This is a genomic window from Bacillus sp. jun7 (assembly GCF_051034795.1).
GTDB lineage: Bacteria > Bacillota > Bacilli > Bacillales > Bacillaceae > Bacillus > Bacillus velezensis.
The window spans coordinates 2,306,429-2,323,861 of sequence record NZ_CP093219.1; the positions used below are offsets into that span (position 1 = coordinate 2,306,429).

At 46.1% G+C, this 17,433-nt stretch carries 15 protein-coding genes, 2 tRNA genes and 1 pseudogene; all 18 read right to left on the reverse strand.

From position 1 onward, the window contains the following. Positions 1–80: 80 nt before the first annotated feature. The 18 genes and pseudogenes from hpt to pth all read right to left on the reverse strand — a co-directional run bounded on the left by hpt (position 81) and on the right by pth (position 17,411). Positions 81–620, reverse strand: a complete 540-nt coding sequence (gene hpt, locus MJQ52_RS11140; protein ID WP_004264611.1) for a hypoxanthine phosphoribosyltransferase — start codon at positions 618–620, stop codon at positions 81–83. Further along, on the reverse strand, positions 617–2,035 hold the full coding sequence (gene tilS, locus MJQ52_RS11145; RefSeq protein WP_025650391.1) for a tRNA lysidine(34) synthetase TilS: 1,419 nt from the start codon (positions 2,033–2,035) through the stop codon (positions 617–619). The genes hpt and tilS overlap by 4 nt, the downstream gene beginning before the upstream one ends. A 104-nt stretch (positions 2,036–2,139) precedes the next feature. Next, positions 2,140–3,141, reverse strand: coding sequence for a protein kinase domain-containing protein (locus MJQ52_RS11150; RefSeq protein WP_025650390.1), 1,002 nt, complete (start codon positions 3,139–3,141; stop codon positions 2,140–2,142). Further along, positions 3,107–3,844, reverse strand: coding sequence for a VWA domain-containing protein (locus tag MJQ52_RS11155; RefSeq protein ID WP_004264624.1), 738 nt, complete (start codon positions 3,842–3,844; stop codon positions 3,107–3,109). Before MJQ52_RS11155 ends, MJQ52_RS11150 begins: the two co-directional genes overlap by 35 nt. A 67-nt stretch (positions 3,845–3,911) precedes the next feature. Further along, entirely contained in the window at positions 3,912–6,401 is a 2,490-nt protein-coding gene (gene spoIIE, locus MJQ52_RS11160; protein ID WP_004264625.1) for a stage II sporulation protein E, read from the reverse strand. A gap of 209 nt (positions 6,402–6,610) precedes the next feature. After that, positions 6,611–6,682, reverse strand: a tRNA-Glu gene (locus tag MJQ52_RS11165). A 9-nt stretch (positions 6,683–6,691) separates the two neighbouring features. Continuing rightward, positions 6,692–6,768 (reverse strand) — tRNA-Met (locus MJQ52_RS11170). A gap of 157 nt (positions 6,769–6,925) precedes the next feature. Then, entirely contained in the window at positions 6,926–7,312 is a 387-nt protein-coding gene (locus MJQ52_RS11175; RefSeq protein ID WP_004264630.1) for a S1 domain-containing RNA-binding protein, read from the reverse strand. Between the two features lie 80 nt (positions 7,313–7,392). Further along, positions 7,393–7,770, reverse strand: a complete 378-nt coding sequence (divIC, locus tag MJQ52_RS11180; RefSeq protein WP_004264632.1) for a cell division protein DivIC — start codon at positions 7,768–7,770, stop codon at positions 7,393–7,395. Between the two features lie 17 nt (positions 7,771–7,787). Beyond that, positions 7,788–8,423: a spore cortex biosynthesis protein YabQ gene (gene yabQ / locus MJQ52_RS11185; protein WP_004264635.1), complete on the reverse strand. Its 636-nt coding sequence runs from the start codon at positions 8,421–8,423 to the stop codon at positions 7,788–7,790. Then, positions 8,420–8,722, reverse strand: coding sequence for a sporulation protein YabP (gene yabP, locus MJQ52_RS11190; RefSeq protein ID WP_004264638.1), 303 nt, complete (start codon positions 8,720–8,722; stop codon positions 8,420–8,422). The genes yabQ and yabP overlap by 4 nt, the downstream gene beginning before the upstream one ends. Before the next feature lie 78 nt (positions 8,723–8,800). Further along, positions 8,801–9,061: an RNA-binding S4 domain-containing protein gene (locus MJQ52_RS11195; protein ID WP_004264639.1), complete on the reverse strand. Its 261-nt coding sequence runs from the start codon at positions 9,059–9,061 to the stop codon at positions 8,801–8,803. A gap of 1 nt (position 9,062) precedes the next feature. Continuing rightward, positions 9,063–10,538: a nucleoside triphosphate pyrophosphohydrolase gene (mazG, locus tag MJQ52_RS11200; protein ID WP_077721690.1), complete on the reverse strand. Its 1,476-nt coding sequence runs from the start codon at positions 10,536–10,538 to the stop codon at positions 9,063–9,065. After that, positions 10,528–12,108 (reverse strand): putative polysaccharide biosynthesis protein, encoded by a 1,581-nt coding sequence (locus MJQ52_RS11205; protein WP_104843028.1) that lies wholly within the window; start codon positions 12,106–12,108, stop codon positions 10,528–10,530. Before MJQ52_RS11205 ends, mazG begins: the two co-directional genes overlap by 11 nt. 167 nt (positions 12,109–12,275) lie before the next feature. Beyond that, positions 12,276–12,812 carry a stage V sporulation protein T gene (gene spoVT, locus MJQ52_RS11210; RefSeq protein ID WP_015416660.1) on the reverse strand — a complete coding sequence of 179 codons (537 nt, stop codon included), beginning with the start codon at positions 12,810–12,812 and terminating at the stop codon, positions 12,276–12,278. Between the two features lie 136 nt (positions 12,813–12,948). Then, a pseudogene (gene mfd / locus MJQ52_RS11215) lies at positions 12,949–16,483 on the reverse strand (transcription-repair coupling factor). A gap of 69 nt (positions 16,484–16,552) precedes the next feature. Beyond that, on the reverse strand, positions 16,553–16,783 hold the full coding sequence (locus tag MJQ52_RS11220) for an anti-sigma-F factor Fin family protein (protein ID WP_004264650.1): 231 nt from the start codon (positions 16,781–16,783) through the stop codon (positions 16,553–16,555). A 61-nt stretch (positions 16,784–16,844) separates the two neighbouring features. Then, a complete protein-coding gene (pth, locus tag MJQ52_RS11225) occupies positions 16,845–17,411 on the reverse strand; it encodes an aminoacyl-tRNA hydrolase (protein WP_004264652.1) in 567 nt (188 codons plus the stop codon). Positions 17,412–17,433 lie beyond the last annotated feature (22 nt).

The window sequence follows — 17,433 nt, forward strand, 5'->3', positions numbered from 1 at the left end:
AGTAAGCACAACTATGTTCAATAGTACCATAGAAAATCATTCCAATACAACCGATAACCATCTCGGAAGCAGGCAGCCGATCAGCTTTCATAAATCGCCGGTTTTAATACTCCGATGTAAGGCAGATTGCGATAGCGCTCGGCATAATCAAGTCCGTAACCCACAACAAACGCGTCAGGAACTTCAAAGCCTACGAAGTCTGCTTTAATGTCCGCTTTTCTTCCGCTTGGTTTATCCAACAGGGTAACAATCTTAATTGATTTCGCTTTACGATATCGGAAGAGTTCTACGAGATAGCTCAAGGTTAACCCACTGTCGATAATATCTTCAATGATTAAGATGTCCCGGCCTTCTACAGATGTATCCAAATCTTTGATGATTTTGACTTCTCCGGAAGAAACCGTGGAATTTCCGTAGCTTGATACATCCATGAAGTCCATTTCCAAATATGTATCAATATGCTTTATAAGATCAGCCATAAAAGGGAGCGCTCCCTTTAACACACCGATTGCCAACGGAAACGTGTCGCTGTACTCGCTTGTTAATTGTTCTCCAAGCTGTTTTACTTTCTGCTGGATCTCATCTTCTGAGATCAGCACTTTTTCGATATCCTGTTTCATGTTAATGCTTGCCCCCTACACTTTTCATGCTGTCTATATTGTAATACAATGCGGTCACTGTTTGAAATCACAAGATCGTCAAAGATGGATTTTTTCAAGCCAGGCAGCCAGATAATTTCACCGCTCGCATCCGTTACAATCGGCCATTCGTCCCGATCCCGCAGAGGGAGTTTATGATCAATAAATATATCTTTTACCTTTTTCGAGCCATTCATCCCTTTAAGTTTAATCCGGTCGCCGATTTTTCTCGTCCGGATTGTTAAAGGAAATTGCACCTTATTTCTGCTTGTCATAAAAACAGCATTCCCATTTTTGATATGAGGGTCAGCCTGATCGGCCACCTCTATCATAAAGCCGTTGGGGAGAACAGCAGTCTCGCCTTCCGCTCCTTGCAGCTGCAGCTCAAAGGGAACCTTTTCACATTGCCATTGTTCAAATGTAAACAAACATGTCTGATATGATTTGACCACCTTCAGCCCTTTCGGAAAATCAAGCACTCCCGAGGCGCTTCCATTTTCCGCCCATTCCAGAAACTGCTGTATGTGGCGGGCGGAAAACGACGATGGAACGTTTTCATAAAGATAGTTTAATATTAGTTGAACTCCTCTTCTTTGTAAAGGTATCGGAAGGGCAAGCAATTGAGAGGAATCGACTTCAACCGATGTGTCAGACTTGCTTGTAATAACCTTATTCATTCGTTCTTTCGTTAATGACTGCAAGTATTGTTCGTCTTCTGTCAGTGCTTCACTCACCTTTTGAAACATTTTATGAACGTCAGGTGATTCTTGTTTTAAAAAAGGAAGCACGGTCTTTCTGAATCTGTTTCTTGTATAATCGTCTTTTGCATTGCTCTCATCCGTTCTGTAGCTGAGCCCTTCTTGACGGCAGTATTCTAGGATTTCATCCTTTGCCGCATAGAGGAAAGGCCTGATCAGCCAGCCGGATGCAAATTCGCGGACGGGCTGCATTCCCGCGAGCCCTGCGCCGAGCGTACCTTTCGCAAGCCTCATGAGCATTGTCTCAACCTGGTCATCGCCGTGATGAGCCAGCGCCAAAAACTTCGCTTGGTGTTTTGCCATCAGATCTTCGAAAAACTGATATCTGCAATCACGCGCGGCAGCCTGCTTGTTCAGCTTATTCTTTTTTGCGTATGCAGAAACATCAATCTGTACCGTTTCGCAGAGGATGTGTTCCGCTTCGCAATATGACTGCACAAACTTCATATCTTCTTCAGATTCAGGACCCCTGAACTGATGGTCGACATGCGCCGCTATGATAACGGAAGAATGCCCGAAGTGCTTATTCAGCATACTGAGAAGCGCCATTGAATCAGGGCCTCCGGAGACCCCGGCAATAATCGTTTCTCCCTCCGCCTGAAGATGATATGTTTTGAAAAAATCTTCCACGCTTTTCACAATGTCCCCCTCACAATGAGCAGGTTTTTTAAAGATATACATATCCTATCACTTTCATTCCCTCCAAGCAAAGAAGAAGCATGAGCGCAGGCGTCCGGCCGGCATTAGATGAGAAAAAAGACGATGTAAGCGAAATAAAGGGCGAGAACGCTGATTAAAATAAGTGTTGTTTCAAACAAACCATTGTGCTTTGCGGGTTTTTGTTTAGGTTTATACCGCGTTTGAGATACAGCGCCCTGCCGCGGTTTTGATTGCGGCGGCTTAGGCTTGGCGGCGGCTTTCCTTTTACTCCCGGCGCTCTGCCCCGCCGTCAGGATGTCATGCTTCATGGCTTCCGCAGACGGATATTGGCCGTTTAAAGCAGAAAACAGAACCTTCTTATACTTATTCAGAAACGGGTGGCCTTCAATGATAGAACGAAGCTGTTCTTTCGGCTGTCCTGACTTTTTGCACTCTTTCTTCTGGACACAGTGGATCATGATCATTGCGACAGCAAACAGGTCATAGGATGGTTCTGCTTTTCTTGTTCCATACCCCCAATAGCCCCTGTCGTAAAACTCCGTATACTCTTTAATCGCGCGGCCTTGTTTTGTCGTTCCCCCTACATCAATGCAGCGGATGGCAGCCGGAGGTCCGGTTACAATGAGATTGTCCGGTTTGAGGTCGCCAAAAACCCACCCTTGCTGATGAAGGACTGACAGGCTGGAAAGAAGCTGCACCATCAGCACCGGAATCCACTCCGCTCCCTTACTGCTGATATATTGCGGAAGAAGCGGCCCTTCTATGTACTCCATCACGTAAAAAGAGACATTTTTATTCAGCTGCGGAATAAACGCATCGTCCGCATCAAAAAAAGAAGGCCCCATCGTTTGCGACCGGGCCTTTGAAAAGGATTTTAAGACATTCACTTCAGAGGTAACAGACATGCTGTCGCTGCTTATTTTCAAAGCGACCTGTCCGCCTGATGCTTCTGCCAGATATACAATACCGTTAGCCCCTTTTCCAAGCTGTTTGAGCAATCTGTAGGATTTGCCGTTCCATTTGCCCTGAATTGCCGTCCCCGGTGCCAGACTACATGCCAAACTCGTTAAAGCGTCGTTCATCATCTGCCAACATGCTCCTTCTTGAGCGGATTCTCTCAAACTGCTGCGTCGCTTCCCGGATAGCGGGGCCCGTAGGGGTGATACCGCCGGTCGACAGCTTCGCAAAGAGTGCAGAAAGGGATTCAAGCTTCGGCGTCCAATTCAGCACAAGCTCAACTTCCTGGCTTTTCCCGGGAAATATACACATGGCAAATTCATTTTGTCCGGCCCGGGAATTTAAACTGATGGAAAGATCGATCAGCGCTTCTTTCACCGTCGGCAGTTTCGGCGCCATACTCGCACTCGTATCAACCAGCACAAGCACCTGCAGATGAACTGTTTCTCCGAGTTCATCAACCACTTCCATCACTTCGCCCCGTTTTTCAGGAGAAAGCTCTTCCATTTCAACGTTTTTCCCTAAGATTTGTTTTAGCTCTTGATTGACGACACCTTGCAGCGTCTGGGTCATTGCTTTTTTCGTTACCATTTGAACCGTCTGAGACAATTGTGACGCGTACACAACTTGATGGACGCCGCCACCGGCCATGGCGATGCCTTCAACTTCCTTCATTGCCTCTTGGTCAATCGCATTTTCTTCCATAATTCCTATAACATTCACCGTAATCCCCTGCTCCTTGGCGAAAGCCGCCATTGCAATCGGGTCTTCACCATGATTGGAGCAGCCATCTGTAATCAGCAGAACTTGATTTAAATGTCCCTTATTCACATACATTCCTCCCGGTGATACGATTAGTCCCATCTTCGCCAGAAGGAAAGTGATTTATACGAAAGGATTAAGAAATCTCCTTTTTATTTTGGAATACCGCCGGCACCGGTATGGAAGCCCATTTCGGCGTGTTGTGATCAATCCGGACAACAACCACCGTCATATCGTCTTCGATTTGGCCGGAACGCGTTCTGATGACCTCTTCCATTAATATATCAGCGATTTCCTGCGGATCTTCGGTTTTCAGCCCTTTCATTTTCCGTTTCATCCACAGGTCGTGGTTTTCAACGTGCTTCGGTCCTTCAAAAATACCGTCACTCATCATGACGAGCAGATCTCCCGCTTTTAACTGTTCACTTACAACCTCCACATCAAATTCATTGATGATACCGATCGGCAGATTGCTGGCCTGCACTTTCATGACTTGATCTCCCCGCTTGATAAAACTCGGCGTTGAACCGACCTTCAAGAATTTGCAGCTTGCATCCTGAAGATCAATGATAGAAAGATCGAGAGTTGAGTAGATTTCATCTGTCGTCCGTAAAGACAGAATACTGTTGATCGTTTTGATCGCTATTTTTTCATCAATACCTGATTCGAGAATTTTTTCGAGCAGCTTAATCGTTTCGTTGCTCTCATAATGGGCCCTCGCCCCATTGCCCATGCCGTCACTGATCGCGGCCGCATATTTTCTCGCCCCCAGTTCCATCATGCTGTAGCTGTCGCCGGAGACAAGGCCGCCGCCTTTAGCCGCATGAGCCGCGCCTGTCGATACCCGGTACGATTTGGTCGAACCGAACGCAACATGGCTGTAGCCATTCGGATGAGCCGAGTGCTGTTCGCTTTTGACAAGTATCTGCTCCTCAAGAATGTCAGACAGCATCGGGGCGATAATTTTCTCACTCTCACCGTGTCCTCCGCTGAACGGGATTGTCATTTCGATATCAATATTGCCCTGCTCCAAGCTGTATATCTCGACATGCTGAATCTCGATTCCGAAATGCTGAAGCGCCTCTATCATTTGTTCTTCCTGAATAAAATGCTGCTCCCTCTCCCGTTTTATTTCCCGAGAAAAGTCCGCCATGACCTCAGAAACCCCCAACAGCTGCTCGGCAACAAGCCTCCTGCTGTCCTGAACTTTTCTCTTCAGTGTCAGATGGGCGTGATGGTGGGCAAGTTCGTCCTCAATCAGCTCTTCCACCTGTCTGGATTTGGAACAGTGCTGTTGAAACTCTTTTTTTAATCTGCGGTTTGAGGCATACTGTTTTTCCTCTGTTTCATGCATAACTTGTTTCATTAAGTCATATGTTTTATCAAAGTTTTGAACCCAGCATTTGCTTTTCTTATAGCAGGATTGGCAGGAATGCTCGGTGATTTTGCTTAAAAAGAGATCCACTTCCCCTTCTTCAGCCTGCTCATCGGAAGACGTCTGATGAAAGGTGGCGAAGCTCTCCGACAAGGCATGAAACACATTGGAGAACTGGTCTACTTTCTGGGCGGTGACATCTCTGATTTTCCTCGCGTACTGCTGCTGTTCCTGACTGTGCTCAGCAGTGCCCGGTATGTATCGCGCCACCTTTTTCGTAATCGATTGGGGCGTAATCAAAAACAAAACAACGGCAATCAAAGATTCATAAAGAGTGGTCATTAATCCGGCAGACCCTTCTCCATATAATGAAATCAGCAGTGAGCCGATCACCAATCCGACTGCGGCGCCGGCTTTCTTTCCTTCTTTCAGCAGCCCGCCAAGAAGCCCGGAAAACGCAAGCAGACTCATTTGATAGAGATTCCCGATATTCGCAAGCCCGAGGATCAGTCCGGTCACAACACCGACCGTACAGCCGATGCTTGCCCCGCCGACAAAGGAAAAACTCAGCACGACATAGCGGGCCAGGATATGCTCAGCCTGCATTCCCTGAAATGAAACACCGGCAAGCCCGGTTAAAACAGATGCGATCAAGATCATAAAACAGATGATTTCTTCTATTTTTAACGATTGCTTCACTTTTTTGATCGTGAAAATCGGCAGGCTTTGTAAAAAGATCAGCGTCAAAATAAAGGCCAGGCCCGCCTCGACAACAGCCATCACATAATCATAGGTTGTAAAAGCGCCGCTTTCAAAATAAACAAATCCGATTCTCGCGGCAGCCATTGAGAAAAACACCACGATCGGCAGCATCTTCACCCGGTCCTGCACGATATATGTACCGATTTTTGAAAATAGAGTGAAGACGGCCAAAGCTGTGAGAATCAATAAAGAGTGTTTCGGCGAAATGGTTAAAGCGCCCGCAAGCAAAGACAGACAAGCATAGAAGGCTTTATCTCTTCTGATCAAAAGCATCGCTCCGAAAAACGGCAGTGCAAACGGAAGAACCTCAGATAATATGAAAGCCCGTCCAAGTAAAAAACCGATCACGACATAAATGAAACCCTTATAGAAAAAAAGTGAATGCGCTTGATGGACTGTAAGCTTTGCCGCCTTTTCAAAAAACGATTGCAGTTTTTCCAGAGCTTGTCCCGCCATCGGCCCGTTCACTCTTCTTTCCGCTTTTTCCATTGCTCTCATCCCCCACCTGTTTTATTCGTTGCTTGTCATTATAAATGAAAGCACAGATAGGATTTTGTCAAAAGAAGGTAACAATTCCAAAGAACTCTTCGACGCTTTCTCCCTTGTTCCCCTTTCCTTTCGTATTTCCTCCGACATTTCTCAAAAAGTTGTCTAAATATGAAAAAATCGGCTTCTGCAACAGAAGCCGATTCGCTTGATGACCCGTACGGGATTCGAACCCGTGTTACCGCCGTGAAAGGGCGGTGTCTTAACCGCTTGACCAACGGGCCAGATATATATGGTAGCGGCGGAGGGGATCGAACCCCCGACCTCACGGGTATGAACCGTACGCTCTAGCCAGCTGAGCTACACCGCCATATAGGTGCTTATAAGCACAAGTTATATAATACAAAGGTTTCTTCATTCCGTCAACAGAAACTTCAAAGTTTTAATTTTCTGACTATAAAGGCGCATACAAAAAAAGCACCCGCTGGGATAGACGGATGCTCCATGTATTTATAGAAAGCAGCAAGTTATCCTCTTCTTGCTCCGCGCCCTCCACGTTTTGATTCCGTGTTTCGTTTTAAAGATGATAAGCGGTCTTCGCTATCTTTAAGAAACTTGTTCATTTTCTGTTCAAAAGATTCTTTCGGACGGAAATCATTTCTAGGTCTGGCTTGCGGACGGTCTTTAGCTTTTTTAATTGATAAACCAATTTTCCCGTCTTTTTCAACGTTGATGACTTTCACTTCAACTTGATCGCCGACTTTTAAATGCTCGTTAATGTCTTTTACATAATTATCGGCTACCTCACTGATATGAACGAGACCGGTTGAGCCTCCAGGCAATTCAACAAATGCTCCGAAATTTGTAATACCTGTTATTTTCCCTTGCAACTTGCTGCCAACTTCAATCGACATAAAAAAAGTGCTCCTCCTTAGGCTTATAAAAAGATCGTTTGTTTAATTATACCTAAATAAAAATTTAAGTGTCAACAAGGCTACTTGCTCTTCTTTTCTACATTAAAGAGAATCTCACCATTTCCTGACATAAACAAGTCTCTTCTGGCAAGCTCTGTGACGTAATCCTCATCCTTTAATTTGGAAATTTCATCTTTTAAATCAGCCTGTTTCGCATTCAATTCTTTTACTTGTTTTTCCAGCTGAGCCTTTTTTTCTTCGTTTGCGCTAAGGGAAGAGGTCTGTGACCACAGAGAACCCGCTAAGACAATAGCCGTCAACAACACAAGGGCGCCGAATACGATCAACCGTCTGAAAAGCCCTTTCCGCCTTCTTTTCATAAGCTGGGATTGCCGTTCAACCTGCTCTTTATAGTCGTTTTGAATTTCAGTTATTGTACGTTCCCTAGATAGATTCAAACCAGACGGTCCTCCTTTCACCTTTTCAAAATACGTATCATGGTCGATCTGATTGTTATGATTAGTTTCTTGCTCTTTTGTAAAAATCCTGCACTTTTTTGAAAATATCGTTTGAAAGTAAGACGCCACTTTTCAGGAAGAAGTTTCAATAATTGTTTCAACAGGAAAAACAGCGGATACAGCAAAAACGCTACGATCTTAAAAAGACACTTCGCAAAAAAGGCACTCACCCGATAGGAGTATAAAGAAATAACCGTGATCAGCCCGATGAGCAGCTTAAAGAGCAGAAGCACCGGACGGAACAGCACGTGCTGAATGAGCTTTTTTGCGAATTGGTAAAGAGACACCGCAAGATGAATGGCAAATTTCAGTATTTTTATATACATTCGTTTAAACAGGCTTTGGTACGTCGCAATACCCAGTAAGACAGCCAAGAAAATGTATACCCTGAGTTCCCCTTCATTCACGTTGAGCAGCACATAGAAAAACAGCAGACCTTGTACAATCCAAAAGAGAATGTCATGAATGAATAACAGCCATCTGGCCGTTTTGGCGCGGCTGACAAACAGCCTGTATGTATCAAGCGACGCTCCGAGCCAGGCGCCCATACCGGTCATTGCCAGCATCGTATAAAATTGGGTCGTCAGCGTCATTTAAACAACTTGCTAAAAAACCCTTTAGCTTTATCCCCTTGCTGCTCGTCTAAATATACAAGGTCAAACACCCTGCCTTTTATAGATACAATCCCTTTTTCCACATCAAGGTTTTTCATCTGCAGGTTCTCGCCTCTGACGGAAAGCATTCCCATAACCGTTTCCAGCAAAAACTCTTCGTTATCAAAACTTTCCACATGCTTGACGCCCGAAATGTCTAAATGCTTTCTCCCTTTCATCGTTACATCATGCTGTTCCGGAACAGAAGAAGAACCTTTTTGCTCATAATATGAATTCATCTATTCAGCCCCCATATCCTCGATACTTTTAGCATTATTACTGCATTGTATGAGGCGGGAGCCTTGTTTAGAACAAGCCTATTCGCCGAGTTTTTCTTCTTTGACGATTGTATACATGCCCGCGGCTTCTTCTTTTTTCGTTGTTTCTTTCAATTCATTTACCTTCACGGTGACAAGCTTCTGCCCGAAGCGGACCTTCAGTTCATCACCGGCTTTTACGTCTGAGCTGGCTTTCGCCTGATTCCCGTTAACGGTGATTCTCCCTTGATCGGCGACCTCTTTCGCCAATGTGCGGCGTTTAATTAATCTGGATACTTTTAAAAACTTATCAAGTCTCATATCAGAATCTCCTCTCCATTTCTTTTGCTTCATCCCACAATTTGTCCATTTCCTCAAGTGACATTGCGGTCAATTCAAGGCCCTTTGCTGCCGCTTCTTTCTCAATATAAGCAAAGCGTCTGCGGAATTTGTCATTTGTCATGGCGAGCGCTTCCTCAGGCTCAATTTTATAGTATCGGCCGATATTGACCAATGCAAATAAAACATCGCCGAATTCAGCTTTTAAGCTGATTTCATCTGCTGATTCGGCGGAAGCCTCTGCAGAAAATTCCTTCAGCTCTTCATTTACTTTATCCCATATGTCCTGAACGTTATCCCAGTCAAAGCCGGTTTTTGCGGCTTTTTTCTGAAGCTTGGCGGCTTTCGCAAGAGAAGGCAGTGTTTTCGGCACGGCATCCAGCAATGAAGAGGATGTTGTTTGCTTTTCCGCCTTTTTGATTTCTTCCCAGTTGGCGACGACATCATGTTCATCCTGAACCTTAACATCCTTAAACACATGCGGGTGCCGTCTGACCATCTTCGCACTGATGTCTCTGATGACATCATCAATTGAGAAATACCCCTCGTCTTCTCCGATCTGGGCGTGCAGCATAACCTGAAGCATGACGTCCCCGAGTTCTTCTATCATGTGATCCGTGTCCTCTTCGTCAATGGCCTCAAGCAGTTCGTAGCATTCCTCAATCATATATTTCTTTAATGACTGGTGTGTCTGCTTTTGATCCCACGGACAGCCGTTCGGCCCGCGAAGCTCGCGAATAATACTTCGGAATGCAGAAAATTCCTGGTAAAGGAGTTCTTCTTTTTTAATCGGCGGAACATACACGCTTGTTAAGTTATTTATTTCTACATTGCGGTCAAGTTCAAACAAAGGCACCTTGGTCATCTTTTCTCCCTGGCTCCCGGCTGCCGTAACGATGACCACTTCATAGTCGTCAGGCAATTTCTCCATGAGCGTCAGCTTCACCTCAGAGGCCGTCATTTGGTCATAAACCTGGCAGATGATCAGGTGATGCCGGAGTTCGAGCTCATCCGGCGTCATTGTTTGCGCATCCGTAAATTGAAACCCTTCAATCGGATCAATTCGCAATGCATTAAAAGTGGCATCCAGAAAGCTTTGCCCTCCGGCAGTATGAACAGCTATCTGTTGTTCTTCCCGGCGTTCAAATAACAGCTGAACGGTTTTCTCAGCGACAAACGGATGCCCGGGTACAGCGTAGACGACATCTTCTTGCTTCGCTTTTTCAAACAGAATGTCCGTGATCTCTTCATAGACTGCTTCAAACTGATCATGTTTTTCATAAATATCATCAAAATACCGGATGTCCGCTTCCGTCTCTTGCTCTAATTCCGAAATCAAAGGGTGGTCTTTCGTTCTTATATATAAATGCTTCGCCTGAGTCAGCAGCTTATGTACGCCCACTGTCAACTGATCCATGTCTCCGGCGCCGAGGCCGACGACCGTAATATTACCTGCCATGTTTTTCTCTCCTCTTTTTCAATTTGCTTAAAGCACTGCCGAAAGGAAGGCCGCTCAGCTCTTCATCCGTGAAAATCTTCATTCTTATCATACAATAAATAAACAATAGCCCTCCGATGACTGACGCAGACAGACTCTCACATACAGCTCCGGCCCTGCTGACAGGAACAAATAACTGCCAAAGCTTCATATATACGAGCAAAAAGAAGACCATCAGCAGACTGCACCAGCACAGACGGACAATCACGCCGCCGATATTCGTCAGCCAGCCCTTCGACCAAATTCTCCGGAGATTCAGGCACGCAACTGCGGCGAATGCCAAGACGGTCGCCAGTGCCGCTCCTGTAATACCCCAGCCGGGGACCAGCCAAACATTCAGCACCCATTTCAGCGCCCCTCCCGCCAAAACGGATACGGCGGGGAAAACGGTATGTCCCGCTCCTTGCAGAATCGCGGCTGCCGTAAGCGCAATTGAGGCAAAAAAGATAGATAAGCTGAATATTTGTAAGGTCTGCGTCCCCTCACTGTTTTGGAAAAGCATGATATTCACCGGTTCTAAAATACAAAAAAGCCCGGCTGATGCACCGATCCCTACCGCAAGGCAGAGCTTGACTGCAGATGACGCTTTCTCTTTTATGATAAACGGCTTGTTCCCATGCACCGCTTTTGAAATTGAAGGAACCAAGGACGCGGCGATACTGACGGCAAACACGGTTCCCAGCTGAAGGAGCGGCTGTCCGCGGTCATATATGCCTTTCAGCTGTTTCGCGGCATGGCTCTCCGTCCCGTCTGAAAGCAGCGAATATAAGTTTAAGGCGTCTACAAGCTGAATCAAAAGCATGAGTACACTGCTGATACAGATGGTGACTGAATAAAGCAGCAGCTTTTTTACAATGACGGCCGTTTCGATATGTCCGCCGTCTTTCTTTGTTTCTTCCCGCTTATACCAGAAAACAGCCAATACACAAAGGGCCGCAAAGCTCCCGGCTATTGATCCCGAGGCCGCCCCCGCACCCGCCGCGTATAATGAACGGCCGCTTTTCAAAAGCCAGAAGGATAAACCGAGAAGCACCGCCACGCGAAGAAGCTGTTCCGTAATCTGGGATAAGGCTGACGGCATCATATCATGCACGCCTTGGAAATACCCCCGGATAACCGCCGTAAACGGAAACAGTATGAAAGCGAACGCCGCGACCCTTATCAGCATCACAAGGCGGGCGTCACCCATAAAACCGGCCAACGGCGCCGCGCCGGCATACATGAGCGCAAACAGAACAAGTCCGGCCGCCGTGACATAAAGGGCGGAAATTTTCATTATTTTTTGTTTATGATCGCTATAATCGTTCATTAATTTTGAGATGATCACCGGAAAACCGGATGTTGACAGCATGACCGCGATCCCTAAAAACGGATACACCTGCTGATAAATGTAAAATCCGACGTCACCGACAATATTCTGAAAAGGAACCCTGTACACGGCGCTTAATATCTTCGTCACGATGCCCGCAACGACGAGCACAAAAGCACCTTTCCATGCCGATTGCCGCTTGGCGCCAACTGAATCGTTCATCCAAAAGCTCCTTCCAGCCGCTAGAAAATTACGTCTATAAAACGAGCTTATTATATCACAATCCTAACGGCCGAACCGATAGAGAGCACATATGAATATGAAAAAGAACAGCACTTGTATAAGAGCTGTTCTTTCCCCGTTTCTTATTTCAATAATGGTAATAAGACCTACTGCTCCATTTGTCTCGCCAAAAAACTGGCTGCCGTTTCTACCGCTTTATGCTCTACTTCTCCAAGCGCCTGTTCCTTGGAAAAGATGACTACGGCACCGATAGGATCGCCATTTGCCACGATCGGAGCGATTGTATAGGAGCTCATATCTTCATCAACGTCATTCACAAGCTGCGCGGACTTCACGTCGTTTTCTACCACTGAGCTGCGCTGATCCATCGTTTTTTCGAGCAAATCGCTGATGGATTTGTTCAGAAATTCTTTTTTCGAACTGCCCGAAACGGCAATATACGCGTCACGGTCGCAAATCAAGACGGAATGGCCGAGACTGTCATACAATGCATCTGCATATTCTTTCGCAAAATCGCCAAGCTCACTGATAGGAGAATATTTTTTCAATATAACTTCTCCGTCGCGGTCAACGAATATTTCAAGCGGGTCTCCTTCCCTGATCCGCAGTGTTCTCCGAATTTCTTTAGGAATGACGACCCGTCCTAGATCATCAATACGACGTACGATACCTGTAGCTTTCATCTCTCTGGTGCCTCTCTTTCATGTGATGATATTTAAGGGAAAGTACTAAAGCTCTTTACTTTATGTAGCTTCCGCCACTCGCTTGAAATTAGTATCCGTCACATCAAATGTAATATACACCAGAGAGTAACAATTTTTATGAAGATGCGATTGTTTCTTTCTTCACATTCTGAAGTCCTTTCAGCATGCCGAGAACGGTCTCCAGCCACTCTTCCGTTTTGCGGCCTTTCGTCTGTACTGAGATTTTCAGCTTTTTCCCTTCCATTCCCAGTCCGATCTGCCGGCCGTATTTATTGCCGAGTTCGAATAATTTCTGGCCGTCAATCTGTGCGCTGGCCTCTTCAGAAATGGTAAATCTGATCGCGTCTTTATCCTGCTTGATGAGTTCGACGCGTTCATATTTTCCGTATACCTTCATCTCAGCAACCGTAAACAGCCATTCAACTTCTTTAGGGTAGCTGCCGAACCTGTCAATGATTTCATCTTGGAGCTCATTTTTCTCCTCAATTGTGGCGATTGACCTGAAGCGTTTATACATGTCGATTTTTTGCTTGCCGTCTTGTATATAGTTTTCGGGAATATACGCGTCAAGCTCGATATCGATTTCTGTCTCAAACTGTTCGCTTTTCGGAATATCGCCTTTCCGCTCTTCAATCGCTTCCTTGAGCATTTGCGAGTACAGGTCAAAGCCGACTGAGTCGATAAAGCCGTGCTGCTGGGCGCCGAGAAGGTTCCCCGCTCCCCTGATCGTCAAGTCACGCATGGCAATTTTAAAGCCTGATCCCAGCTCGGTAAATTCTTTAATCGCCTGCAGCCGTTTTTCCGCCACCTCAGTAAGCACTTTGTCTCTGCGGTACGTAAAATACGCGTAAGCGACGCGGTTGGAACGGCCGACCCGTCCTCTCAGCTGATACAGCTGAGACAGCCCCATTTTGTCTCCGTCGAACACAATCAAGGTATTGACATTTGGTATATCTACGCCTGTCTCAATAATAGTCGTGCTGACAAGGACGTCTGATTCCCCTTCCAGAAAATTGAGCATGACGCTTTCCAATTCATTTTCAGTCATTTTTCCGTGGGCATATGCCACTTTCGCATCGGGAACAAGCATGGAAATTTCATCAGCCTTCCGCTCGATGTCATCCACGCGGTTGTACAAGAAATATACCTGTCCTCCGCGCGCCAGTTCTCTTTCGATAGCTTCTCGTACAAGCGCGCCGTTGTATTCCACGACATATGTCTGAACAGGGAAACGGTTTTCCGGCGGCGTTTCAATAACGGATAAATCCCGCACACCGAGCATGGACATATGAAGCGTACGCGGAATCGGCGTCGCTGTAAGAGTCAGTACATCGACATTGGCTTTGATCTGTTTGATTTTTTCCTTATGCGTTACGCCGAAGCGCTGCTCTTCATCAATGATGAGCAAGCCGAGATCTTTATAGACGACGTCTTTAGACAAGAGCCTGTGGGTTCCGATTACGATGTCTACCGTTCCGTTTTTCAGGCCTTTAATCGTTTCATTGGACTCTTTTCTCGTTCTGAATCGGCTGAGAAGACCGATGTTAATCGGATAGTCCTGAAAACGCTCCATAATGGTTTCATAATGCTGCTTGCGCGAGTATTGTCGTCGGCACAAGAAGCGCGACCTGCTTTCCGTCTGCGATCGCTTTAAAGGCCGCTCGGATGGCTACCTCCGTCTTCCCGTATCCCACATCACCGCAAAGCAAACGGTCCATCGGGCGCTCTCTTTCCATATCCTTTTTAATCTCCTGAATGGAACGGAGCTGGTCCTCTGTTTCCTGATAAGGGAAAGCAGATTCGAACTGCCGCTGCATTTCATGATCGGGCGAGAACGCATAGCCTTTGCTTGCTTCCCGTTCCGCATAAAGCTTAATCAGATCATCGGCAATATCCTGAACGGAGTTTTCAACTTTTTTCTTCACCCGTTTCCATTCACTGCCGCCCAGTTTATAAAGCTTCGGTTCTTTTCCTTCAGAGCCGACGTACTTCTGCACCTGATCGATTTGTTCTACAGGGACGTACAGCTTATCGCTGCCCTGATAATGAATGTTGAGGTAATCTTTATGAATGCCTTTGATTTCCAGTGTTTCGATCCCCAAATACTTACCGATCCCGTGGTTGACGTGGACGACATAGTCACCGACCTGAAGCTCGGAATAGCTTTTGATCCGTTCGGCATTTGTCAGCTTCTGCTTTCTCGGCTTTTTCTTGATTCGGTTTTTGAACAGCTCTTCCTCCGTAATGACGGCCAGCTTCATCAGCGGCAGTTCAAAACCGGATTGCAGCTCGCCTTCCATGACATAGACCTGTCCTTGCACAAGCGCTTTGGAGCTGTCCGTTTTTGCGGCTTCAATTTCGTAATCAGCCAGCACGGATGCCAATCTGTCGGTTCTGTCCTTATTTGCGCCTAAAAAGACGACGGTGAAGTTTGATTTCTTGAAGCGCTCCATTTCACCTGCAAGCACATTCATCTGCCCGTGAAAACTCTGCATCTGCCGGCTTGTCACATTCACGATATTCTGAGGGCTTGTATGCTGGACATGACGCAAAAATAATGAATAATAAATAGCCGGGCGCCGCTTTTCGCTCATAAGCTCCTGAAAGCTGAAGGATAAATGAATGTCATGCAGAATTTTCCCTTCCTCGAGCAGACTTGTCGTAAATTCGGCCTCTTCTTTTTGCAGCTGATCCTCCATTTCATGAATGCGGCTGACCTCGTCTAACAGTAACAACGTGTCTGCCGGTGTATAATCTAGCAAACTAGCAGGTTTTTCGTAAAAGTACGAGAGATACTTCACAAGTTCCTGATCAGTCTGTCCCGTTGATAACCGTTCTTTATCATGTGAGATATTGATATGAAGCATTTCCTTTTGTTTGTCCTGCTTCAGCTTTTTCAGACTGTCGGCAAGCCCTTTATCGAGCCTTTCCATTGCCCGGGCTTTTTCTTCCGCCCTGATGATCAATTCCTTCGCCGGTCCGATCGCCACATGTTTGAGCGTCTCAATTGATCTCTGGTCATCAGAATTGAAGCTTCTGATGGAATCGACCTCCGTATCAAACAGTTCAATTCGCACCGGATGCTCCGACGTCAGCGGATAAATGTCGATAATTCCGCCGCGAATACTGAATTCACCGGGTGCAGAAACCATATCGGAACGCTCATACCCCACCTCTACAAGGCGCGCGGACAGCTGATCCGGTTCTATATCGTCTCCGAGTGAAATGACGAGCTGGCTGCTTTTCCACAGCTCCTTCGGCGGAAGCATTCTTCTCACTGCCGCAACGGGCGCCACAACGACCGGCGCTTCTCCGTTTGTTAATCTATTAATGACATCAAGCCGCTGAGCGCGCAGTTCAGGACTGGCTACCGCAATTTCTGAAGAAATCAATTCATTCACGGGGTATAAAAAAACAGATTGATCCCCGAGAAGCGCCGTCAGATCTTCCGTCACTTTTTGGGCCTGATATAAATTATGAGTGATAAAGAAAATCGGCCTTTTCGTTTCCTGTGCAAGGGCGGAGGTAAAAACAGAACGCGCGGAACCTGACAGACCCGCAAGCAGCTGTTCCTTCAGCCCCTCATGTAAACCGTTGACAATGGATTTAAAATCATCGCTTTCTTTAATAAAGGTTTGAATGTTGTCCATATGGGCCCTCCTCTCTATTTTCTGCAAGAACAGAAAAACGCTTTGGTCTAGAATCTACACCAAAGCTTCTTATTGAATAAATGTGTTGTGTTCATGGTAGTGCGGATTGCGTTCCAGCGCCTCTTGGCAGTCTTCACAAATTGTAAGAACATGGACATCTCCATTGTCTTTATATGAAATCATATCGTTTCTTTCCTCATTTGTTAAGTGCTGAAATCCAAGTGACTGTGTCGGCACCGTCGAATATTCCAGGCTCCCTACCTTAAAGCCGCAGTGGCGGCAGAAATAATGCAAAGCCATACGTTGGACCTCCTGATGTGAAAAAATCATTTTTCCCTAGTATGGTCTCCCATTATTTATCTTATACATTTGCATTAAATTCGTTCATGACTTCTAAAAATGGTTTCGTTAAGGAAGCTTCGCAGGCTTTTACGGTTTTTGAGACGGCATCGTTGATATGCGGCGCTTCTTCCTTCGTAAAAGCTCCCAGTACATAGTCAACGACTTTCATTCCGTTGACGGGGCGGCCGATTCCGATTCTGACCCGGTCAAATTCAGGGGTTCCGAGGTGCTGTATAAGCGATTTAATCCCGTTATGTCCGCCTGCGCTCCCCTTCGTCCGGAGCCTGATTTTTCCCGTCGGAAGATCAAGGTCATCGTATATGACTTTCAGATCTTCATGATCGGCATCATAATAATCCAGCAGCGGCCGCAAACATTCCCCTGATAAATTCATATATGTAAGCGGTTTAACAAGTAGAACTTTTTTTCCGGAAACAAACCCCATTCCGTAAAGTCCGTTGAATTTCGTTTTATTCAGTTCAATATTCCATTCTTTAGAAAGCTCGTCAATGGCCATAAAGCCGACATTATGTCTCGTGTTCTCATAGGTTTTTCCCGGGTTACCGAGACCGGCAATCACAAGCATCGTAAATCCTCCCTCAACATCG